Genomic DNA, 21,244 nt, shown 5'->3' with positions numbered 1-21,244 from the left:
TGCATGCACGCGGTGGCGGCCGGTTGGCATGGCGACGCGGTACGCGCTGACTGGTTGTCGGCGCGACCCTCGTCACGGTCAACTTCGTCTGCCCGGGGGGTCGACTCGCGGGCGACGTCTCGCCAGAATGGTCCGGTGACGCCGCGACCGGCGCCCGGGCGCCATCAGGCGACGTCAACCGAGGCGAGCCACTCCGACCAGTTGATCCGTCAGCTCTACGCCGAGCACGCCGGCCCGTTGCTGATGTTCGTCATGCGCCTCACCGGTGGGGACCGGCAGCGCGCGGAGGACATCGTCCAGGAGACGCTACTGCGGGCCTGGCGCAACGCGCACCGGCTGGGCACGCAGGGGCAGGGTTCGTTGCGGCCGTGGTTGGTCACTGTGGCCCGCCGGATCGCCATCGACGAGCATCGCAGCCAGGAGGCCCGGCCGCCGGAGACGTACGACCGGGACCTCACCGCGTTCGCCGAGGCGGACAGCACCGACCGGGTGCTGCGCACCATGACGGTGGCGGACGCCCTGCGTACGCTCAGTCAGTCGCACCGGGAGATCCTGATCTCGACGTACTTCCGGGGGCGGACGGTGCCGGAGGCCGCCGAGGAGTTGGGGCTGCCCCTCGGCACCGCCAAGTCGAGGGTCTACTACGCGCTGCGCGCGCTGCGCACGGCTCTGCAGGAGCGGGGGGTGACAGAATGAGCCGGCCGGACCACATGGACGTCGCGGCGTACGCGCTCGGTGTGCTCGACGAGCAGGACACTGAGCGGTTCGAGGAGCATCTCGCCACCTGCTGGGCGTGCGCGGCCGAGTTGGAGACGATGGTGCCGGTGGTCGGGCTGCTCTCCGACATCGACGGCGAGACGATGATGGCGCTGGAGCAGACGGCGACCGACCCGGCCCTGCTGGATCGGACGCTCGGCGCGGTCCGGGCCGACCGGCGGCGTACCCGGTTTCGTCAGTTGCTCGCGACGGCCGCCGCTGTGGTGGTCTTCGGCGGTCTGACCGGGTACGGCTTCTCCAGCGTGGCCGGCAACGAGCAGTCGCCGGGGGTGCTCGCCGAGTCGACGCCGAGCGCACCGAACGATCCGCCGACCAGTGGGCCGACGGCCGCGCCGAGTGGCCCGGGTGTGGGCGGCACCGAGGAGGAGGGTGACCAGGTCGAGGCGACCGACCCGACGACCGGTGTGCAGACCACCATGTTCCTGGTGACGAAGGACTACGGCACCCGGATCAATTTCAGCCTGCGGAAGCTGCCCGGCCCGCGTATCTGCCGACTGGTGGTGGTGCGCAAGAACGCCACCACGGAGGTCATCTCGACCTGGTCGGTTCCGGAGAGTGGCTACGGCACCAACACCCGACCGCAGGGTCTGGAACTGAGTGCCTCGACGTCGGCTCTGCCGGCCGACATCAAGCAGCTCCAGGTGCAGTCGGTGGATGCCAACGGCGTGGCGAGTCCGCTGGTCACCGTACCCATGTAAGCGTTTCTGCCGCATCGGCGCCGGTCATTGTGACAATGACCGGCGCCGATCTGTCGTTGCGGGCGGCCCGCCTCGCGGGGGGCGCACGCATGGCAGCCGGAAATGGTTCAATAGATTTACGTGAAATTGACCACTGTTACTACTTCAACCTTGACAGCCCGCCCGCCGTACCTATGGGTGAACTGTCAAGAATGAGGAGGGCACGTGGCACAGATGAAGCGGACCGTCATCGTCGCGAGCGCGATGGTCGCACTAACGGCCTGCGCTCCCGCGGGTTACGACGGGGCGAACTCGAGCGCGGCCGAGCCGGTCGCCGTCGCCGCGGCCGAGCCCACCGCGACGGTTGAACCTGAGGTCTCGGCGTCCGCGGAGGCGCCGGCCGCCGACGCCCCGCCCGCGGACGTCGACCTGACCGAGAAGTTGGTCGGTAAGAGTGTCGCCCGGATGGGCAAGGTGGTCACCGACCAGGACGGCTGGATCCTGTACCGCTTCGACAAGGACACCGCCGACCCGCCGTCGTCGAACTGCGTCGACAAGTGCGCCGAGGTGTGGCCTCCGGCGCTGACCGACGGCAACCCGGAGCTCACCGGCGTCTCCGACGACAAGGTCGGCAGCGTGACCCGGCAGGACGGCACCCGTCAGCTCACCATCGCCGGCTGGCCGGTCTACCGCTACATCGGCGACAAGAAGCCCGGCCAGTGGAAGGGCCAGGCTGTCGGTGGCACCTGGTTCGTGGTCCAGCCGGACGGCAAGAAGAACCTGAGCTGCCTGCCCAAGGGCACCCCGAAGGCTGTCGCACCGCCGGCGGACAGCGGTTCGAGCGACGCCGGGGGCTCGGGCTACTCGTACTGAGCCCGATCGCCCGCGAGGGCACGGTGGTCGGTCGTCGCCGGGGAGGGCGCGACCGGCCACCGTCGTGTCCGGGGTGGGTTCAGGCCCGTTCCCACGGGCTCGGCACCGGGAAGTACGTCTCCAGGAACGGGATGAGCAGCGCCAACTGCGCGTCGAGGTCCTCCTCGACGGAGAACGCGTCGTTCAGGCAGAACACCTGCCGGTCCCGACGGGCGAGCAGGTGCGCCAACCGGGCGGGTGTGTCCGGGTGGGACAGCTCGGCGATGGTGTACCGCAGGTTCCCCGGTGCCGCGCGACCGGTGTGGAACGCGTAGTAGTGGTGCAGCGACGAGGCGACCGACAGGTCGTCCATGCTGCGGAACTGACTCGCCGCGGTCCGCCGGTACTGCTGCGGGAACGTCTGCTCGATCTCCTGGAGCACGCTTCGCCGCAGCGCGTGCGGCATGTGCTTCATTTTCTGGGTCAGCACGGTGCCGAACCGCTCCGCGATCAACGCCCGGTTGTTCTTTCCGGCCGCCGACGACGGGATGTCCCCGGCGGTGGGTGGGCCCGGCGGTACCAGCGCCGGCGAGGGAAAGAACCGGGAGATGCCGTTGGCCAGGAAGAAGTCCTGGGGCAGCACCTCGGTGCCGAGGAAGACGTCGTCGTTGAAGTACAGGAAGTGCTCGGAGAGCCCGTCGATGTGGTGCAGCTGGCTCTCGATGGCGTGCGAGTTGTACGTCGGCAGCACGGTCGGGTCGGTGAAGATCTCCCGATGGCTGACCACCCGCAGCCCGGTGGCGGACGGGTCCAGCCAGGTCGGCACCTGGTCGTCGGTCACCACGTAGACGTGGCGCACCCAGGGCGCGAACAGGTGCAGCGACCGGAGCGAGTAGCGCAGCTCGTCGCGGCTGAGGAAGCGGGCCGCGCTCGCCGCCTCCGCGTGGTACGGCACCCCGGCCACCTCGGCCCGTCGGCGCAGCCAGGCCGGGTCGGTGCCGTCGACCCAGGTGTAGACCACGTCGACCGGGAACGGCACGTCGTCGGGTCGCGGCGCGGCGAACTCCGCACGGGTCCGGGCCGTCGCGGGGGCGGCGGCGGGCGCCAGGCCGGTGAACCGCGACTCCGGTACGAGGACCAGAGGCGCCGCCACCGTCACCTGTTCGGCGACGGCGTTGGGTCGCGGCGCGACGAGTGTGTCACCGTCCCGGGTCCAGAACTCGACGTCGCACCCGTACGCCTGCCCCAGCACCAGCCGCCGCTGGGGGTCCGTCCAGTACCAGGTCAGCCGCAACACCGGGGCGTCGGCCAGCCGGTCCCAGGTCTTCGGTTCGAAGCCGGCGGCCGGCTGCCCGGTGTCGTCCGGCACGCCGACGTAGCCGGGGATCCGACCGCAGGCGGCGGCGAGTGCGGCGTACGCCCGCGCGCGGTGCTCCGCGTCGACGGCGACCACCGACGAGCGGTGGCTTTCGCCGCGTACCCGGAAGTGGGGTACGCCGGCCTCGTCGAGCGCCGCCGTCACAGTGGTGAGGTTGTCCAGCCGTGCCATCAGCGGGGTGACCGCCGCCCCGATCCGGGCCACCCGGGGTCCCCGGTCGGCGGTGACGACCACCCGGTCCGCGCCGGCCAGCAACTCCGGCTGGCGGCGGGCCAGCCGCTCGCCCCGGCGCTCGGAGAGGTGACCGTCCCGCGCGGCCCGGGCGACCCACTGCTTCAGCTGGTGTCGGGCCCGGGGGCTCACCTTCGTGGCGATGGCACGCCGGGTCTGCGGGCTGAGCACCCGGCGGTACACCTCCACGAACCCGGTGGGTTCGGCCAGCGCGCGGGGTGCTTCTCCGGGCGTGGGCTTCGACTCGGTCACCGCTCGTTTCTCCTCGTGTCCGTACTCATGGGCGGTCGACGACGACGATCGACAGTTCGCTGTCGCGGGTGTAGTACGGGCGGACCCGCAGCAGCGGCGCCGGGTCCTCCTCGACAAGATCCAGCCCCGGATCGTCCACCAGGTAGATCTCCGGGTAGTTGTAGACGAGCTTCTTGTCGACGACGTCGTCGACGAGCAAACCCAACCGGACCTGACGGTCCGTGCCGGCCTGCCGCAGCCACAAATCCCAGTCCTCGTACCGGCCCAGTCGATGTGCGGCCAACTCGTCGACAGCCACGTCGATACGCAGGTGGCCGCCGCGGGTTCGTACCACCGGCACAGACACCGCGCACTCGTGGTGACCCCGTCGGTGGAGCACGGCCTGCTCGGGAATGCCGGATCCGCACCAGACGGCCTCGATCGACACCCGCTCACCGCTGAGGGCGATCCGCCGCACCTCGGCGTGCTCTGCCCGGACCCAGCTGCGCACCGCCAGGAAGCCGTCCGCCGTGCGGTACGGCAGGTGTGAACGGACCGCGTACCCGCCGGCCGGATCATCCGCCGGTCGATGACCGCCGGCGAGTACCCGCGTGTCGATCCGGTCCGGGCACAGGCGGAGGCGCGCCCCCGTCAGCGGTTGCAGGTACGCGTTCCAGCGGCCCTCCGGCAACTCGTCGGCGGGCAGCACCGCCACCTGGCGTGCCCCGTCGTCCCGTGCTTCCAGCGGCACCCGCACCTTGTGCCCGCTGTCCCGGTCGCGCAGCAACAGGTGCGCGCCCGCGGCAAGGCCCGGTGCGGCGATACTCAGGCTGAGGCCGTGGTCCGGCAGCACCTGACAGTCCACTTTCGGCCCGGCGGCTGGAGCGGCGGCCCGCCGCCGGATCGCCTTCTGCAATCTGGCGGAGGTGGCCCGGGCCTGCCGAATGCGGGAGAGTCGCACCAGTGCCCCGATGCTCGCCCGACGGGCCAGGTCACTACCCGCGATCCCGCGAAGGACCGGGTCGCCCAACAGCCGGACCAGATCGGGTTCGCGAACCAGGTCACCGCCGCGTGCCAGCACTGAACGCCCGGTTCGCGGCCCCTTACCCGACCGGGCGACCCGCGAGGAACGCCCGGGCGCCGGGCCCCGCTCGACGAGCACGGCGTCACACTGCCGGGCGAAGGAGTCGGCGAGTGTATCCGGGTCGAACCGCGCCGCGTTCACCAACGCCTGCTGGGCCAGTCGGGCCCGGAGGTCGTCGTCGTGCATCAGCGTCCGCAACGCCGAGGCGTACGCGTCGAGGTCGTCCATCGGGACCAGCAGACCATCGACCCCGTGCTGGATGATCTCGCGGGGTCCGACCGGGCAGTCGGTGCTGATCACCGGCAGGCCGAGCCGCATCGCCTCCACGATGGTCATGCCGAACGATTCCCGCTCCGAGGAGACCGCCGCGATCGAGCCCTTGACCCACTCCGTGGACATGTCCTCGCGCCGGCCCATCAGTTGGACCTGGTCGGACATCCCCAGCTCGCGGACCTGCGCGACAAGCGCCGGGCGTTGTGGACCATCTCCGTAGATCCGCAGTTTCCAGCCCGGATGATCGCCGGCGACCCGCGCGAAGGCGGCGATGAGCCGGTCGTACCGCTTGATCGGGTCGAGTCGTCCCGCGCTGACCACGATCCGGTTGGTTCCGTCGGCCGGCGGCACGGTGGGCTGGGGAACGCTGTTCGGCAGTGCCACGACGCGGGTGTGTGGCACCGGATTGCCCGATCGGAACGCAGCGGCGTCGGCCTCCGTCACCGTGAAGGCCAGGTCGATCCGGTGGTACGAGAGCCGGATCTCCTCCTTCAGCGCGTCGTCGATCAGATCCTGCGTCATGTGTTCCTGCGCCACGCGGACCGCATGGTCGGGGCCGTGCCGCGCCACCACCATGTTGATTCCCGGACGGGTACCCACAATCACGTCGGCCGCGGTCGAGCGCAGGTAGTCGATCATCCGTTCGTCGGTCAGCCGGCTGTACTGGGTGTGGAACTCCTCGCTCTTCGGCACCAGCAGGGACGGCTCCCGGAGGCGAGGGTCGGCTCGGTCGGGACGCCGGGGTCGGGTGTCGAGCAGCGGCACGAGCGCGATCCGGTCGTCGATGGCGAACATCGGCTCGTCGGTGCGGCGGAACACAGAGACGATCTCCACTCCGTGCCCCCGGCCCACCAGGGCGGTCGCCAGGTTCAGCACGGCCCGGTTGGTGCCACCGACGCCGTACATGTTGTGGATCAGGAAGGCGAACTTCACCCGGAGGTCCTCAGTTCGTAGGGGCTCGGCACCGGGAAGTACGCCTCCATGAACGGCTCGAGGATGGTCATCTGGTGTTGCAGTTGGGCGAACGTCGAGAAGGCGTCGTTGATGCAGAAGGTGTCCCAGTCCCGCCGCGCCTCCGCGCGCCGCAGCCGCGCTTCGAGGTCGGGTACCGCGAGCTGGACGTAGCCGTAGTTGACGCGTCCGGGCAGCGCGCGGCCGGTCAGGAACGCGTAGTAGTGGTGCAGCGAGTACGTGATGGTCAGGTCGTTTGCGCTGCGGAACCGACTGCGCATGGTGGCCTCGTGCTCGACCGGAAACTCCCGCTCGATCTCCGCGAGGATGCTGCGCCGCAACGGGTAGGGCACGTGCTGGGAGCCCTGGGTGAGGGTGCGGCCGAACCGCTTCTCGATCAGGGCCCGATTGTTCTTGATCATCGCGTCCACCGGGCTGTCCAGCTCGGTGATATCGCCGAGCGGGATCCGGTTCTGGGACAGGAAGAACTTGGTGTTGCCATTGGCCAGGAAGAACGTCTGCGGTGCCAGCGGCCGACCGAAGAACATGTCGTCGTTGAGGTACAGGAAGTGCTCGGCGAGCCCGTCGATGCGGTGCAGCTGACTTTCGATGGCGCACGAGTTGAAGCTCGGCAGGGCATCCGGGGCCGCGAAGATCTCGTCATGGTTGACCAGGAAGATGTTGTCGGCGCTGAGGTCCAGCCAGGCCGGACGCTGGTGGTCGGTCACGATGTAGATGTTGCGGACCCACGGGGCGTTCAGGTGGAGCGACCGCAACGAGAACTTCAACTCGTCACGGTTGATGTACCGCGACTCACTCGCCGCCTCGGCGTGCAGCGACTCGCCACGGACGCTCGCCCGACGTTGCTGCCACTCCGGGTCCGCGCCGTCCACCCAGGTGTAGACCACGTCGATGGGAAAGTCGATGTCGTCCGGAAGCAGGTGGTCGAACTCCGCGCGGCTACGCCGGGGTGGGTGCCACTTCGCCGGAGAGGCGAGGCGGGTCAGCCGGTGCTCGTCCACCTGCACCGGAGTACCCTCCAGTGCCACCGCCCGCATCATCCGGTTGGGCCGGGGCGAGCGGAGCAGCCCGGCCGACCGGTCGGGTTTCCAGAACTCGATCTCGCAGCCGTACGCGGGGCCCAGGATCAGCTTGAGGGTCGGGTCGGCGCGGAACCAGGTCAGCTTGATCGCCTGCGCGGCGTACAGCTCGGTCCAGGCCGGCGCCTCCGACGCGTCGGTGAGGCCGCCGACGATCGGCGGCCGGGGTAGAACCTGGCTCACGTAGCACGTCTCGACCCCACCCAGCTTCTCCAGTGCGCTCAGCGTGGCGAGCCGATCAACCTCGCTGACGCCGATCACCGGCGTCCGGTCGTCCATGCCGCGGACGAGGAAGTAGTCCACCCCGTGCGCGTCCAGCGCGCCGCTCACCGCGTCGACGTTCAGCTGACGTCCCAGGATCGGGGTCAGGTCGGCATGCACGTGCGCGGTACGACGTCCACCGTCGACCAGGACCTCGCGAAGCGCGGGAAGGTCTCGTCCGACGCTCCCCACCGACGCGCCCCTGGCCCCTTCGGCAGTCCGGGATGGCTCTCCCGCGCGCTGCGGTACCACCGGCGTGTTGTTCACGGCACTTCCTTCATCGGGTTCAAGGACGATCCGAGTCGGTCCGGTCGGGAGGCGAGAAGCCCGCCCGCTGTCGACACAGCCAGGAGAACGGGGCAGCCGGCCTCGTCGATCTGCACCGCGTGACCACCGACGATCGGCGTCGACTCGCGCAGCCAGCGGCAGGGCGTCCCCCCGGCCGGGTCGAGCCAGGCCACGCTGGAGCCGGACGCGTCGTCGCGGACGGCTACCAGGACCGCGCCCGCCTCGGAAACGAACCGGGCGGTCAGTGGGCCGGGACCGCCGTGACCACCGAGGTCAGCGGCAGTCGAAAGGTCCCACTCCCCGCCGCGGGTGCGGTACGACAACACGGACGCCGAGTCCCGTCGCCGAAACAGGAGTAGTCGCTCGCCGTCGGGCAGCCACGTCACGGCAGGCGGACCTGCCGGCGCCTCTGTCTCCAGCGGGGCGTACTCGGCGACGAGTTCCGGCACGGAGACCAGCCAACGTCCGGTTCCAGTGCGCCCGGCAGCCAGCACCTCCACGTGGTGGTCGTCCACCACGACCGCTGCCAGGCCGTCCTGGATGTCCCGGCCACCGAGCTCCTGCCACTGCGTCCAGGACGTTCCGTCGTACCACCGGACGCTCAGTCCCTTGCCGGCGTTCCGTGCCAGCAACAGGACACCGCCGTCAGGCAGGGAGACCGCGTGCGGCATGCCGATGTTCCGTCGATCCGACGGGGCATTGCGCCGGGCGGGGTTGCCCAGCGACTCCCAGCGAACGGTGGCGTCGCCGGCGGCGGGCAACACAGTTGTCCAGATGTCGCGGACGTGCCGATCGGGCTCTGCCGTGAGTTCTTGACGCACCGCGAAGAGCCGCCAGTCGCCGTTCGGGGTGGCCAACGCGGCGACGTGCGGAAGGAGTCCGCCGCCGGGAATCACCCGGCTCGGGGCAAACCCGCCCGAGCCGGTCTGCTGCCAGTGCACCACCTGGCCGCCCCGCACGGCGAAGGCCGACAACTTCCCGTTCGGGCCGGGCGCCGCCCACGTTCGCGAGCCGGGATAACGCAACGTGGTTCCGGAGGCGTTCCCAGTGCCGATCGCGTCGCCACCGACCTTACGGTCGCCGTGACCCACGGGTCCGTCGGCGGGGCGGCCGTCGGCCCACCCGTAGATGTCCTTGTACCGCTGCTTGAGCGCCCGCGCCTCGGGGCTGAGGTTGGACGGCCACCGGCGGACGTAGTAGCCGCGGAACGCCTCGACGGTCGTGGCGCTGCCACCACCCTCGGCGAACCATCGTTGGGCCGCCTCGTGCGCAAACAGCCCGGTGATGGTGTGGGCGAGGTGGTCGGAGTAGTCACCGGTGTCGGCGTGCTGGGGGTTGGCCTTGTCGTGCAGTTGACGGTCGGGATCCGGGTCCATCGTCCACAACAGCGTCGGCTCGACGTCGCGCAGCAGGTGCAGCAGCGCCTCGATCAGGTTCTCCCGAGAGTAGGCGAACGTTTCGGAAACCGGCGAACCCAGCGGAACCATGGTGGGCGTGACAGTGGCTTTGCCGGTCCACAACTGCGGCAGCGACCCAGCTCCGACCGGCGATCCGGGGGGCGGCGCACACCAGAGGTTCAACGACACCAACCGGATCCACGGCGCGTCGACAAGCGTCGAAACGTCCGCCTCGGCGGTCGAGCCCACGGTGATCGCCGCACGCCGCCACTTGGCGTTCCGATCGCCGAGAACCATCTCCCCGTACGCCGAGCGGAGCCCGTTGAACCGCGCGGCCGCGAAGCCCTCGAAGTCGACCGGCAGCGCGGCGTGTGCCGCCGACCCACCGGGGGCGTTACGTCCGTCCGCCTCACCGGCGGTCAGGCAGACCGTCAGGTGCGTCGCGCTGTGGTGCAGCTGGCTGGCGAGCAGCGGGTTCAGGAAGTAGAGATCGTCGTCCTGGTGAGCCATGACGGCCATGGACCGAGGACGGCCCTCAGACGTCATGGCGCTCCCCAAACGGATCGGATCGCCGCAGGCCCGGTTGCTCTCGTGAGCCGAGGACGGCCTTGAAGTCGGTGACCGTGTTGAGCATGTTGTTGGGCATGGTGGGCGCGTCGACCGGGGCGTTCCGGCGGGCATCCCGCACCGGGCGGTACGAGCGCCGCCACAGCTCCCCGGCGCCCACGTTCCGCCGCTCCGCCACCACGTCGTCCGGCAGCTCGAACGGGGCGGGGAAGGGCAGGTAGCGGGGCAGGAAGTCGGCCAGCATGCGCTCCTGCTCGGCGAACGACCGAGGGTCGGAGTCGGTGTCGTTGAGGCAGAACACGTCGCGGTGCCGGCGCGCCAGCAGCTCGGCCAGCCGGGCGGGGGTCGAGGGGTGACCCAGGTCGGCGTACTCGTACTCGATGTCGCCGGGGACGGCCTGCGCGGTCAGGAACGCCCAGTACTGGTGCAGCGACGACGGGATGGACAGGTCGCCGTGGTGCCGGAACCGGTGCCGCGCGGTGGCCGTCACCTCGTCCGGCAGCATGCCCTCGATCTGCTGCATGATGCTGCGGCGCAACGCGAAGGGGGTGTGCTTCATCTTCTGCGTGATGGTCACGCCGAACTGCCGTTGGATGTGCCGACGGTTGTTCTTTCCGGCGGCCTTCACCGGCGGGTCCTCCGGCTTCGCCTCCCCCAGGCCGAACTGGGCCGGGGAGGGGAAGAACTTCGCGATCCCGTTGGCGTGGAAGAAGTGGTTCGGCAGCAACGGACGACCGAGGAACACGTCGTCGTTGAGGTAGAGGAAGTGTTCGGCCAGTCCGTCGATGCGGTGCAGCCGGGACTCGATGGCGTGCGAGTTGTACGACGACCGGCCACCGAGGTCGGCGAAGAGCTCGGCGTGCGAGATGACAGTGATCATCGGATGGCTCGGGTCGAGCCAGCTCGGCAGTTGACTGTCGGTGATCAAGAATATCCGCCGCAGCCAGGGCGCGAAGCTGTGCAGCGAGCGCAACGAATACCGCAGCTCGTCGCGGTTGTGGTAGCGCGACGAGTTCGCGGCGACCGCGTGCAGCGGGCCGTCCGGAGCGCCGAGCGCCAGCGACTTCCGCTTCAGCCACTGCGGGTCGGAGCCGTCCACCCAGGTGTAGACGGCGTCGATCGGGAAGCCGACCCGGTCCGGCGCCCGGACGGCCAGGTCCCGCCGGGTGCCGTAGGTGTGGTCGTCGGCCTCGGGCACGAAGTGGCTCATCAGCGCCGCTGCCACCCGGACCGGCTGGGCGCGGGCGGGCGCCTCGTCGACGACCCCGTTGCGCCGGGGTGCCCGGACCATGTCCCCGTGCCGGCTCCAGAACTCGATCTCGCAGGCGAACTGGGCGCCGAGGACGACTCCGGCGCGGGCGTCGGTCACCGGGAAGCAGACCTGGATCACCTCGGTCGGGGCGGCGTCCGGTTGGTCCCGACGGGGTTGGATCTGCACCACCCGGACGTCCGCGCCGGAGAGCGCCGGCGCGGAGCGGATGAGGCGTTGCACCGCCGGCCGTTGGTCGTCGAGGACCGCGACGGTGCTGCGCAGGTGGTCGTCGTTACGAATGCAGTGGTATTCGATGCCGGCGGCGTGCAGCGCGGTGGTGACGGCGGTGAGGTTGCGGTGCCACTGCTCCAACGGGGTCGCCGTGGCGACGACCTCGGCCCGGGTCCGAACGCCACCGTCGGTCACTGCCACCCGGGCGCCAAGGTGGTGCACGGTGTCGCTGCCGCGCGGTCGGGAGAGCGTCTGCACCAGGCCGATCCGCCGGTGTGCGGGCAGCAGACCCAGCAGCCGTCGCCGTGCCGACGACGGTAGGAGTCGATAGACCTTCAGAGCGATCATGCGCTGGGCCGTCCGCTCGGGACGGCCGCCTCGTCGGCGGGCACCCGTCAGCCCTGCGAACGGGTAGCGGGGTGAGATCCCACTGGCGATGATTCGACACAGACTCGCGCAGCCATCACTGCATGCCCTTCCACAGATCCCCCGTTGGCACTGCGTGGCGATCCGGCGTCGGCCGCGCGCCGCCTGGTGGCGGCTGCCGACGGAGACCGGTCTCCGGGCCGGACCGGGTTCTCCCGCGAGTGGGAGTTGCTGGCCGCCGCAGGTGGCCCGGGGCAGTGCGTTTACCTGCAGGCCATCAAACAACCACATGATCGATACCTGGCCCACCGCCAAAAATGGCATAAGGGCGGTATGCGCCTGTTCGCCAAGATAATCCTGGCCATTCGGGTGGTTCAACGACACCGGGACGGTCGGCCGAACGTACCCCCGCGAAGCTCCTCAACCCCGGGCGCGACCGGTACGGCCGGTCGTCAGCCCCTACCGTGACCTGGCAGAGTAGCGGGGTGACCGAGACCGGACCCGCCGCGACCAGGGTGCTGCACCCACCGGCCGGCTACCGGCTGGCCGCCTCGGTCCGCGCGCTCACCTTCAGCCCGTACGACCCGTGCGCCCGGGTGGCGGCCGGCACCTTCTGGTGGGCCACGCGCACCCCGGACGGGCCGGCGACGCTCGCGCTGCGACCGGCCGGCGGCGAGTTGCTCGCGGAGGGGTACGGGCCGGGCGCCGAGCACGTCCTCGCCCGCGCCGACGCGATCGCCGGGCTGCGCGACGACCTGACCGGCTTCACCGAACTGGCCGCGGCGCACCCGCTGGTGGCCCGTCTGGCCCGGGAGCACCGAGGGCTACGGATGCCCGCCACCGGGGAGGTCTTCCCCCGGCTGCTGCGCGCGGTCTTCGAGCAGAAGGTCACCGGCAAGGAGGCCTACCGGGCGTACGCGGCGATGGTGCGGCACTTCCGGGAGCCGGCTCCCGGCCCGCTCCAGCCGCTGCTCCTGCCGCCCGAGGCCGCCGCCGTGGCCGCGACCCCGTACTGGGTGTTCCACCCGTTCGGAGTGGAGCAGCGCCGCGCCGACACGCTCCGTCGCGCCGCGGCACTCGCCGACCGTCTGGAGCGCAGCACCGACGCCACCGACGCCACCCGCCGGCTGACCGCGATCCCCGGCATCGGGCCGTGGACGGCCGCCGAGGTGGTCCGGATCGCGTACGGCGACCCCGACGCGGTCAGCGTCGGCGACTACCACATCCCGAACACGGTGGCCTGGGCGCTCGCCGGCGAACCGAGGGGCGACGACGCCCGGATGATGGCCCTGCTGGAGCCGTTCCGAGGTCACCGGGGGCGGGTGTGTCTGCTGCTGGAGGCGGCCGGCATCCGGGCACCGAAGTACGGCCCGCGCGCCCCGATCCGCTCGTTCGCCCGGTTCTGAGTCGCTCCGCCGCCACGACCTTCTGGTCGCTCCGGCGCCGCGGTGGTCAGCGAACCGCGCAGAGCCGACGTAGGGTGCGCCCGAGCCACCAGGCGTACGTGTGCTGCACGGCCCGAACCGCCGGGCCTCCGACGCGGGTGAACCAGCGGTCCGGCAGGCTGAACGCGCGGACCTCGAACCAGACCCCGCCGGTGTCGTCGCGGACGACCTCGAAGGCCTCCTCGCCCCGCTCCGGGTGCCCGGGCAGCGTGCCGTAGCCGAAACCGGCGAGCGTTGGCGAGTCCACACTCCAGACCACCTGACACGGCCCCCAGAGGCGGGCCGGGCCGACGCCGAGGCCGGCGGTCACCAGCACACCGTCGGTGGCCCGCGGAGCGTCGGTGCGCATCCGGACACCGGCGGCGCGGTGCAACCGCCAGCTCAACACCGCCTCGGCGGCCGTCTCGAAGCAGCCGTCGGGCAACGGATACCGGTGGCGCAGGTGGTGGTACCCGCCGGGCAGCGGCCCGTGCCGGGTCGACCCCACCTCCGGGTACGTCAGCTCGGCCACCGTTCCCCCTCGACCTCGACCGGACACGGCCAGGGTACGGCCGGCGCGGTCGGGCCGCCCATCGATGGCGACGGCGGCTGTGATGTGCTGCCCCGATGAGCGCCGAGGCGAACATCGTCCCGGCCGGCGTCCTGGACGCCGGCGAGATCCTCACAGTGCAGCGCGCCGCGTACCTGAGCGAGGCGCAGCACTACACCGACCCGTTCCTGCCTCCGCTGACCGAGACGGTGGACGAGGTCGCGGCGGTGCTGGCCGGCCCGAGCATCGTGCTCGTCGCCCGGTCGGGGCACCGGCTGGTCGGCTCGGTGCGGGCCCACCTGGACGGGGACACCGCGCACGTCGGCCGCCTCTCGGTCGCCCCCGACCAGCAGGGGCGGGGCGTCGGGGCGCAGCTGCTCACCGCCATCGAGCGGGCCTGTGCCGGCCGGGTGGCCCGGTTCACCCTGTTCACCGGAGCGGACAGCGCTCACAACCTGCGGCTGTACGAGCGGCACGGCTACCGGATCGTGGCGCACCGTCCGTCCCCGCGCGGCATCTCGTTGGCGGTGCTGGAGAAGCCGGCCGTCAGCCCCGTTCGCAGCGACGCCTGAGCCCGTCGGCCTCCATCCGCACGTAGCGGCGGAACAGCTCGCCGTACAGCCAGCCGATCAGGCCGGCCAGCGGACCGGACTGGTCGATGACCAGCTCGACGCGGGTACGCCCGTCGGGCAGCGGCAGCAGCCGGTGCTCCCCCGTGGTCCGCGCGCCCGGAGCGGCGGAGACCCAGACGAACTCCCGCCGCTCGGTCAGCTCGGTGACCCGCCACACCGCCGGGCGCAGCTTCGGCTGGGTCAGTCGGGCGGTCGCGCCGACGGCGAGCGGCCCCGGCTCCCCCCGCTCGGCCCGGGTCACCGAGTCCGTCCACTCGGGCCAGCGCGGCACGTCGACCAGCACCGCCCAGACCTGTTCGGCATCCGCGGCTATCTCGGCATCGGCTACGAACCGCATGGTGTCCCCTCCCCTGCGGCGCCGCTCGGCACCGCCACGGGTGCAGACGAGGCCGCCGGGAGGAGTGTGACACCGATGTGCGATCCCGTCCGACCCTCCTCAGTGGAGGTAGACCGGGCCTGGCACCCGTGGTTCCCGGCCGCACACACACCGTCCTCGGCCGCCGCGCGGATCAGGCGGCCTCGCGCAGGTCGGCCAGTGTGAGCGGGGTACGCCGCCGCAACAGCTCCTCCAGCTCGGGCACCGAACCGACCTCGCCGAGCACGTTCCGGCCGCCGCCGAACCTCTCCGGGTAGCGGCGGGTCAGCCGGAAGCGGTAGCGGCCCCGGATCAGCTCGACGCTCACCCGCCACCGCCCGCAGCAGTCACAGACCCACTCGGACACCTCGCGAAAGTAGCTCTGACCTGCGGTTATTCGATTCGCCCGGTCGGGACGAGCGACGCGTAGGCGGACACGCCGCCCCGCCGTCCACGGTGATCTGCCTCACGACTGTCGGTACCGTCTGATTGACTGGTCGGCGTGGACCTGCCGATCAACCCGCCGGTCGAGCCGATGCTGGCCAAGAGCGTTCCCAAGCTGCCCACCACGCCGGGGGTGACCTACGAGCCCAAGTGGGACGGGTTCCGGTGCATCGTGTTCCGCGACGGCGACGAGGTCGAGTTGGCCAGCCGGGGCGGCAAGTCGATGACCCGCTACTTCCCGGAGGTGGTCGAGCAGGCCCGCCGGCAGTTGCCGGAGCGGTGCGCCGTCGACGGGGAGTTGATCGTGATTCGGCGCGACGGGCCGAGCGGCCAACCTCGGTTGGATTTCGAACTGCTGGCCCAGCGTGTCCACCCGGCCGCGTCCCGGGTGAAGATGCTGGCCGAGACCACCCCGGCCGACTTCGTCGCGTTCGACCTGCTGGCGATCGGTGACGAGGCGCTGCTCGACCAGCCCTACCCGCGCCGCCGCGAACGTCTGGTCGAGGCGCTGGCCGGGGTGCGCCCGCCGATGCACGTCACCCAGGTCACCACCGATCCGGACACCGCGCGTCGCTGGTTCGACGTCTTCGAGGGCGCCGGGCTGGACGGTCTGATCGTCAAGCCGGCCGACCTGCCGTACGAGCCGGGCAAGCGACTGATGTTCAAGGTCAAGCACGCCCGCACCGCGGACGCGGTGGTGGCCGGCTTCCGCTGGCACAAGTCCGGCCCGGTGGTGGGCTCGCTACTGCTCGGCCTCTACGACGACGCCGGGGTCCTGCACCACGTGGGCGTGAGCGCGTCGTTCAGCATGGCCCGCCGCGCCGAGTTGCTCGACGAGCTGGCGCCCTATCGGGACACCGGCGGCGAGCACCCGTGGGTGCACGGCGACCACGAGCGTGGCCAACGCATCCCGGGTGGGGTCAGCCGGTGGACCGGCACGAAGAACCTGGAGTGGGAGCCGGTGCGTCCGGAGCTGGTGGTCGAGGTGGGCTACGACGCGATGGAGGGTGAACGGTTCCGGCACACCGCCCAGTTCGTTCGGTGGCGTCCGGACCGCGACCCCCGATCCTGCCGCTACGACCAGCTCGACCGGCCGATCCGTTTCGACGTGGACCAGGTGCTGCGCGGCGACCCGACGGCCACCGTGGACCGAGCCGCCACCGGCTCGGCGTAGCCTGGCCGTCGACCCGACTCCGGAGGACCACGTGACCCGCACCGCCGACCAGCCTCGGATGGCGACCAGCCGCCGGGTCCGCCGCACTCTGGCCGCCTTCGGCGTCGCCGCGCTGCTCACCGCCGGCTGCACGCTGCCGGCGTTCGCGCCGCGTACCGAGGTGGAGGGCGCGGCTGCCCCGACCGGCAGCGCGCCGACCTGGCGGGCCTGCCCGGAGGTGGCCGACGAGTTGGTCGGGCGGAGCGCACCGAACATGCGCTACGAGTGCACCCGGATCGCGGTGCCCCGTGACTGGGGCACCGGCGGTGGGGCGAGCGCCGGCCCGGGCGCCGGGGAGACCTTCGAGATCGCCCTGCTGCGCGCCCGGTCGACGAAGCAGCGCGACCGGGTGGGCTCGTTGGTGATCAACCCGGGCGGCCCGGGCGGCTCCGGTGTCGACACGGCCGTCTACCTCTCCTTCGGTCCCCAGTTCGGTGGGCTGCCCGCCTCGATCACCGAGCGCTTCGACATCGTCGGCTTCGACCCGCGCGGGGTCTCCCGGTCCAGCCCGGTGAAGTGCATCTCCGACGCCGACCTGGACGCCAGCTTCGGCTTCGACCCGGACCCGGCGAGCCAGGCGACGTTCGACGGCTTCGTCGGCCTGAGCCAGCGGATCGGGCGCGGCTGCGGCGACCGTTACGGCGACCAGTTGCCGCTGTACGGCACCGAGCAGGCAGCCCGCGACATGGACGCGGTACGCGCCGCCGTGGGCGACGACAAGCTCACCTACCTGGGCTACTCGTACGGCACCCTGCTCGGCGCCACCTACGCCCAGCTCTACCCGCAGCGGGTGCGGGCGCTGGTGCTCGACGGCGCTGTCGACCCGCAGCAGCGGCTGGTCGAGGGCTCGGAGAGCCAGGCCCGCGGCTTCGAACGGGCCTTCACCAACTTCACCCGCTGGTGCGCGGCGAACGCCGGCCGCTGCCCGATCGCCCCGGACGCCCGCGCCGCTGTCACCTCGGCCATCGACAAGGCCAAGGTCTCCCCGGTGCGCGGCGCCGACGGGCGGGAGGCCACCGCCGGCTGGGTGTTCTACGCGGTCATCTCCTCGCTCTACACCGAGTCCGGCTGGCAGGAACTGGCCCAGGCGATCGACAAGCTGGCCGAGGGCGACCCGAAGGACGTGTTCCGGCTCGCCGACGCGTACGCCGGTCGGGAGGACGACGGGCACTACTCGAACCTGTTCGACGCCAACCTGGCCATCAACTGCGCCGACGAGACGGAGAAGCCGAGCCGGGCGCAGATCCGGCAGTTGCAGTCCGAGTGGCGCGGCAAATACCCACTGTTCGGGCCGGCGTTGGCGGTCGGCATGTTGAGCTGCGTCGAGTGGCCGGGCGGTCGCGACCCGTACCCGACCGGGAAGGCGAACGGCGCGCCGCCGATCCTGGTGGTCGGCACCACCGGCGACCCCGCCACACCGTACGAGCAGACCCCACGGCTCGCGTCGATGCTGGGCGTCGGTCGGGTGCTCACCTGGGAGGGCGAGGGGCACACCGCCTACCCGCAGACGTCCTGCATCACCGACGCGGTCGACGCGTACCTGCTCGACCTGACCGTCCCACCGGAGGGGAAGCGCTGCCCGGCCCGCTGACCGGCTGGGTCGGCGGCAGTGGGGGCAGATCGATCCCCTGCCGGGTGGCCAGCTCCTCCAGCAGCGCCCGCATCCGGCGCACGTCGGCCTTGAGCTGCTCCTGCTCCTCATGCTCGAAGGCGTTGTCGTCGACGATGAGCCGGCTCGCGAAGTGCGCGGTGATCAGCGGGATGACCAGCAGCACCATTGTCGAGATGAGCAGCGCGGCCAGTGTGCGGCCCGCCCAGGTGGTCGGCGAGATGTCGCCGTATCCGACGGTGGAGGCGGTCACCACCGCCCACCAGACGGCGTCGGCCGGGCTGCGCTGCTCGACCTCCCCGTAGATGATCCCGGCCACCACGATCATCAACAGGTACGAGGTGATCAGCGTGCGGGGCGAGTTCGCGAACCACACCAACGCCCGGTATATCCACCGGAACGGCAGTAGCAGGAGCTCCATGCCGCCCCATGCTGCCCGTTGCCCGCAACCGGCACACGCCCATTCGCCGGTTTCGCTGTGTCAGGATCGCCGGCATGACCGACGTGATCTACCGGGAGGCGGTCCGGGCTGACCTGCCGGCCGTCATCGCCCTGCTCGCCGACGACGTCCTGGGTAAGGCCCGCGACTTCACCGAGGTCGACGAGGCGTACGAGAGGGCGTTCGCGGCCATCGACGCGGACCCCCGCAACCAACTGATCGTGGCCGAGCGGGCCGGTGAACTGGTCGGCTGCCTGCAGATCACCTACATCCCGGGCCTTGGTCGGCACGGCAGTGAGCGGTCGCTGATCGAGTCGGTCCGGGTCCGCTCCGACCAGCGCGGCCGAGGGCTGGGCCGGGACCTGATGACCTGGGCGGTCGAGCAGGCCCGGCAGCGTGGCTGCGCGCTGGTACAGCTCACCACCGACAAGACCCGCGAGGACGCGCACCGCTTCTACCTGGGCCTCGGCTTCGTGGCCAGCCACGAGGGCATGAAGCTCGCGCTCTGACCCGGCGTCACGCCCACCCGGTGGGGGCAGCGGTTGTCGCCGCGACCGCGTTACGTTCGCTGCCATGAGCAGGCCGACGATGCCCGGTACCGCTCCGTCGCGCCCGCCATGGCGGCGAACCGGCTCGGCGCTGTTGGCGGAGCTGATCTCGACCGGGCCGGGCTCCGGTCTTCTCCTCGCCCTGCTGGGCTGCCTGCTGATCCCGCTCGCCGGGTCCCTCCCTGACGGCCGGAAGCGCACCGACCGACCCGGAGACGACCGGCCCGACCAGGCGCAGTAGAGAGTCCCGGAGAAACGCTGTGGAGCTGATGTCGTCGACGAGTCACGCCGGCGATTCGTTTACGACATCAGCTCCACAGCGAGCGACAGACCACCATTCGCCATCCGCCAACCCGCCGAGGGCCAGCCCGCAGTCAGCGGTCAGCCGTCGACCAGGCGACCGTCGCGCAGGACGAGCACCCGGTCGGCGAGGTCGATCAGGGCCGGGTCGTGTGTGGCCACCAGGGCCGTCATGCCACGGGCGTGCACCACCGCGCGCAGCAGATCCATGATGGACCGTCCGGTCTCCGAGTCGAGCTGACCGGTGGGCTCGTCGGCGATGAGCAGGTCCGGCTCGTTGGCCAACGCACGCGCCACGGCGACCCGCTGCTGCTGGCCACCGGACAGCTCGTACGGACGCTGGGCGGCGTGGCCGCCCAGGCCGACCATCTCCAGCAGCACGGAGACGCGTTCTTCTCGCTCCGCGGCCGGCACCTGCGCCAGCCGCAACGGCACGCCCACGTTCTCGGCGGCGGAGAGGATCGGCACCAGCCCAAAGGTCTGGAACACGAACCCGACAGTGCCCCGGCGCAGCCGCAGCAACTCCGCCTCTCCGGCCGAGGTCACGTCGTGTCCGGCCACCACCACCTGACCGCTGTCCGGCCGGTCCAGCCCGCCGATCAGGTTCAGCAGCGTGGTCTTGCCGGCCCCGGACCGACCTCGGATGGCCACCAGCTCACCCCGGTTGGCGGTGAACGACACGTCCCGCACCGCGTGCACGGCGTGCTCACCCCGGCCGAAGGTCCGGCTGACCCCGCTGACCCGGACCACCTCGTCGGTGCCCGCCGGGGGCGCACCGCCGAACCCGGCCGCGCCGGTCACCACCATGTCCTGCCGGCTCATGCCCGCGCCCCCCGCTCCTCCGAGGCCCGGTCGCCGGGCCGTACCTGCACATGGTCCGGCTCCAGGTCGAGCCGGACCCGCTCCTTCAGCGAGAGCGCGTCGACGAACGCAGCCGGCAACTGCATCCGACCGTTGCGGTCCAGCACCGCGTACTCCTCGCTGACCAACTCGGTGTTGCCGTCCGCGTCGATCCGCGCGGTCCGGCGTACCTCGGAGGCGGTCCGGCCGTCGCGGATCGCGACGGTCCGGCGGACCTGCGTGGCCACGGCGTGGTCGTGGGTGACGACCACGATGGTGACGCCCAGTTCCGCGTTGATGGTGCGCAGCGCCGCGAAGACCTCCGCGCCGGTCGCCTCGTCCAGCTCGCCGGTCGGCTCGTCGGCGAAGAGCACCTCCGGGTCGTTGGCCACCGCCACCGCCACCGCGACCCGCTGCTGTTCGCCACCGCTGAGCTGCCCGGGCCGCCGGTCGGCGCAGTAGCCCACACCGACCAGGTCAAGCAGTTCCCGGGCCCGCTCCCGACGGGCCTTGCGGCTGCGCTTGCCGGCCAACTGCATCGGCAGCTCGACGTTCTCCGACGCGTTGAGGTACGGCAGCAGGTTGCGGCCGGTCTGCTGCCAGACGAACCCGACCAGCTGCCGCCGGTAGCTCAGCCGTCGCTTGGCCGAGAGCGAGAGCAGGTCGTAGTCGGCCACCCGGGCGATACCGGCGGTCGGGGTGTCCAGGCCGGAGAGGATGTTGAGCAGGGTCGACTTGCCCGAACCGGAGGCACCGACGATCGCCACCAGCTCGCCCCGGTCGATGACCAGGTCGAGTCCCTGCAGGGCGACCACCTCCACCCCCTCGGTCTTGAAGATGCGCACCAGGCCGTCGCAGACGATGTGCCCGCGGAGGCGGTCCTGCCCGCCGGCCCGCTCGGCGGCGCGTTGCGCGGCCCGCTGTTGCAGGGCGGCCAGGTCCGGCACCAGTGGAGTCTGGGCGGTAGCGGTCAT

At 71.3% G+C, this 21,244-nt stretch carries 20 protein-coding genes; 9 read left to right on the top strand and 11 right to left on the bottom strand.

Features of this window, described 5'->3' with window-relative positions:
• Nucleotides 1–3: 3 nt before the first annotated feature.
• The 3 genes from IW249_RS17625 (at nucleotide 4) to IW249_RS17615 (ending at nucleotide 2,327) form a co-directional block, all read left to right on the top strand.
• Nucleotides 4–696, top strand: coding sequence for a sigma-70 family RNA polymerase sigma factor (locus IW249_RS17625; RefSeq protein WP_196921758.1), 693 nt, complete (start codon nucleotides 4–6; stop codon nucleotides 694–696).
• Nucleotides 693–1,475, top strand: a complete 783-nt coding sequence (locus IW249_RS17620) for an anti-sigma factor family protein (protein WP_196921757.1) — start codon at nucleotides 693–695, stop codon at nucleotides 1,473–1,475. The genes IW249_RS17625 and IW249_RS17620 overlap by 4 nt, the downstream gene beginning before the upstream one ends.
• A gap of 204 nt (nucleotides 1,476–1,679) precedes the next feature.
• A complete protein-coding gene (locus IW249_RS17615) occupies nucleotides 1,680–2,327 on the top strand; it encodes a hypothetical protein (protein ID WP_196921756.1) in 648 nt (215 codons plus the stop codon).
• Nucleotides 2,328–2,406: 79 nt separating this feature from the next.
• On the opposite strand, the gene IW249_RS17610 is transcribed toward IW249_RS17615, so the two are convergent.
• The 5 genes from IW249_RS17610 to IW249_RS17590 all read right to left on the bottom strand — a co-directional run bounded on the left by IW249_RS17610 (nucleotide 2,407) and on the right by IW249_RS17590 (nucleotide 11,898).
• Nucleotides 2,407–4,167, bottom strand: coding sequence for a stealth family protein (locus IW249_RS17610; RefSeq protein WP_196921755.1), 1,761 nt, complete (start codon nucleotides 4,165–4,167; stop codon nucleotides 2,407–2,409).
• Between the two features lie 25 nt (nucleotides 4,168–4,192).
• Nucleotides 4,193–6,436, bottom strand: a complete 2,244-nt coding sequence (locus tag IW249_RS17605; protein ID WP_196921754.1) for a glycosyltransferase family 4 protein — start codon at nucleotides 6,434–6,436, stop codon at nucleotides 4,193–4,195.
• Entirely contained in the window at nucleotides 6,433–8,007 is a 1,575-nt protein-coding gene (locus tag IW249_RS17600; RefSeq protein WP_196921753.1) for a stealth family protein, read from the bottom strand. Before IW249_RS17600 ends, IW249_RS17605 begins: the two co-directional genes overlap by 4 nt.
• A gap of 71 nt (nucleotides 8,008–8,078) precedes the next feature.
• Nucleotides 8,079–10,019 carry a PIG-L family deacetylase gene (locus IW249_RS17595; RefSeq protein WP_196921752.1) on the bottom strand — a complete coding sequence of 647 codons (1,941 nt, stop codon included), beginning with the start codon at nucleotides 10,017–10,019 and terminating at the stop codon, nucleotides 8,079–8,081.
• A 16-nt stretch (nucleotides 10,020–10,035) separates the two neighbouring features.
• Nucleotides 10,036–11,898, bottom strand: a complete 1,863-nt coding sequence (locus IW249_RS17590; protein ID WP_196921751.1) for a stealth family protein — start codon at nucleotides 11,896–11,898, stop codon at nucleotides 10,036–10,038.
• A gap of 503 nt (nucleotides 11,899–12,401) precedes the next feature.
• On the opposite strand from IW249_RS17590, the gene IW249_RS17585 reads away from it, so the two are divergent.
• A complete protein-coding gene (locus tag IW249_RS17585) occupies nucleotides 12,402–13,322 on the top strand; it encodes a DNA-3-methyladenine glycosylase family protein (RefSeq protein WP_196921750.1) in 921 nt (306 codons plus the stop codon).
• Between the two features lie 46 nt (nucleotides 13,323–13,368).
• On the opposite strand, the gene IW249_RS17580 is transcribed toward IW249_RS17585, so the two are convergent.
• Nucleotides 13,369–13,872, bottom strand: coding sequence for a DUF1990 domain-containing protein (locus IW249_RS17580; protein WP_196921749.1), 504 nt, complete (start codon nucleotides 13,870–13,872; stop codon nucleotides 13,369–13,371).
• Between the two features lie 95 nt (nucleotides 13,873–13,967).
• Here IW249_RS17580 and IW249_RS17575 point away from each other — a divergent pair, with 95 nt between their 5' ends.
• Nucleotides 13,968–14,462, top strand: coding sequence for a GNAT family N-acetyltransferase (locus IW249_RS17575; protein ID WP_196921748.1), 495 nt, complete (start codon nucleotides 13,968–13,970; stop codon nucleotides 14,460–14,462).
• Here the strand turns inward: IW249_RS17575 and IW249_RS17570 are convergent.
• Both IW249_RS17570 and IW249_RS17565 read right to left on the bottom strand, forming a co-directional pair.
• Nucleotides 14,437–14,859, bottom strand: coding sequence for an SRPBCC family protein (locus IW249_RS17570; protein WP_196921747.1), 423 nt, complete (start codon nucleotides 14,857–14,859; stop codon nucleotides 14,437–14,439). The genes IW249_RS17575 and IW249_RS17570 overlap by 26 nt on opposite strands.
• A 172-nt stretch (nucleotides 14,860–15,031) precedes the next feature.
• Complete coding sequence (locus IW249_RS17565; protein WP_124858806.1) at nucleotides 15,032–15,244, bottom strand: hypothetical protein; 213 nt, start codon at nucleotides 15,242–15,244, stop codon at nucleotides 15,032–15,034.
• Nucleotides 15,245–15,379: 135 nt separating this feature from the next.
• Between IW249_RS17565 and IW249_RS17560 the strand changes: the two genes are divergently transcribed.
• A complete protein-coding gene (locus tag IW249_RS17560; RefSeq protein ID WP_196921746.1) occupies nucleotides 15,380–16,495 on the top strand; it encodes an ATP-dependent DNA ligase in 1,116 nt (371 codons plus the stop codon).
• Between the two features lie 58 nt (nucleotides 16,496–16,553).
• Nucleotides 16,554–18,125, top strand: coding sequence for an alpha/beta hydrolase (locus tag IW249_RS17555; RefSeq protein ID WP_196924829.1), 1,572 nt, complete (start codon nucleotides 16,554–16,556; stop codon nucleotides 18,123–18,125).
• On the opposite strand, the gene IW249_RS17550 is transcribed toward IW249_RS17555, so the two are convergent.
• Nucleotides 18,052–18,564: an ion channel gene (locus tag IW249_RS17550; protein WP_196921745.1), complete on the bottom strand. Its 513-nt coding sequence runs from the start codon at nucleotides 18,562–18,564 to the stop codon at nucleotides 18,052–18,054. The two genes, IW249_RS17555 and IW249_RS17550, sit on opposite strands and share 74 nt — an antisense overlap.
• Before the next feature lie 74 nt (nucleotides 18,565–18,638).
• On the opposite strand from IW249_RS17550, the gene IW249_RS17545 reads away from it, so the two are divergent.
• Nucleotides 18,639–19,091: a GNAT family N-acetyltransferase gene (locus tag IW249_RS17545; RefSeq protein ID WP_196921744.1), complete on the top strand. Its 453-nt coding sequence runs from the start codon at nucleotides 18,639–18,641 to the stop codon at nucleotides 19,089–19,091.
• A 64-nt stretch (nucleotides 19,092–19,155) separates the two neighbouring features.
• Nucleotides 19,156–19,371 carry a hypothetical protein gene (locus IW249_RS17540; RefSeq protein WP_196921743.1) on the top strand — a complete coding sequence of 72 codons (216 nt, stop codon included), beginning with the start codon at nucleotides 19,156–19,158 and terminating at the stop codon, nucleotides 19,369–19,371.
• 140 nt (nucleotides 19,372–19,511) lie between these two features.
• On the opposite strand, the gene IW249_RS17535 is transcribed toward IW249_RS17540, so the two are convergent.
• Together IW249_RS17535 and IW249_RS17530 are read right to left on the bottom strand one after the other, a co-directional pair.
• Nucleotides 19,512–20,237 (bottom strand): ABC transporter ATP-binding protein, encoded by a 726-nt coding sequence (locus IW249_RS17535; protein WP_196924828.1) that lies wholly within the window; start codon nucleotides 20,235–20,237, stop codon nucleotides 19,512–19,514.
• 11 nt (nucleotides 20,238–20,248) lie between these two features.
• A complete protein-coding gene (locus tag IW249_RS17530) occupies nucleotides 20,249–21,244 on the bottom strand; it encodes an ABC transporter ATP-binding protein (RefSeq protein ID WP_196921742.1) in 996 nt (331 codons plus the stop codon).

Source organism: Micromonospora vinacea, from assembly GCF_015751785.1.
Lineage (GTDB): Bacteria > Actinomycetota > Actinomycetes > Mycobacteriales > Micromonosporaceae > Micromonospora > Micromonospora vinacea.
The sequence above is the reverse complement of the archived record's forward strand: the minus strand, read 5'-3'. Positions and strand labels throughout refer to the sequence as shown.

Coding starts and splice junctions, on each gene's coding strand:
- IW249_RS17595 (WP_196921752.1), bottom strand. CDS start 10,019: ATGGCCGTCATGGCTCACCAGGACGACGATCTCTACTTCCTGAACCCG.
- IW249_RS17550 (WP_196921745.1), bottom strand. CDS start 18,564: ATGGAGCTCCTGCTACTGCCGTTCCGGTGGATATACCGGGCGTTGGTG.
- IW249_RS17570 (WP_196921747.1), bottom strand. CDS start 14,859: ATGCGGTTCGTAGCCGATGCCGAGATAGCCGCGGATGCCGAACAGGTC.
- IW249_RS17555 (WP_196924829.1), top strand. CDS start 16,554: ATGGCGACCAGCCGCCGGGTCCGCCGCACTCTGGCCGCCTTCGGCGTC.
- IW249_RS17540 (WP_196921743.1), top strand. CDS start 19,156: ATGAGCAGGCCGACGATGCCCGGTACCGCTCCGTCGCGCCCGCCATGG.
- IW249_RS17535 (WP_196924828.1), bottom strand. CDS start 20,237: ATGGTGGTGACCGGCGCGGCCGGGTTCGGCGGTGCGCCCCCGGCGGGC.
- IW249_RS17530 (WP_196921742.1), bottom strand. CDS start 21,244: ATGACCGCTACCGCCCAGACTCCACTGGTGCCGGACCTGGCCGCCCTG.
- IW249_RS17620 (WP_196921757.1), top strand. CDS start 693: ATGAGCCGGCCGGACCACATGGACGTCGCGGCGTACGCGCTCGGTGTG.
- IW249_RS17575 (WP_196921748.1), top strand. CDS start 13,968: ATGAGCGCCGAGGCGAACATCGTCCCGGCCGGCGTCCTGGACGCCGGC.
- IW249_RS17545 (WP_196921744.1), top strand. CDS start 18,639: ATGACCGACGTGATCTACCGGGAGGCGGTCCGGGCTGACCTGCCGGCC.
- IW249_RS17625 (WP_196921758.1), top strand. CDS start 4: ATGCACGCGGTGGCGGCCGGTTGGCATGGCGACGCGGTACGCGCTGAC.
- IW249_RS17590 (WP_196921751.1), bottom strand. CDS start 11,898: ATGATCGCTCTGAAGGTCTATCGACTCCTACCGTCGTCGGCACGGCGA.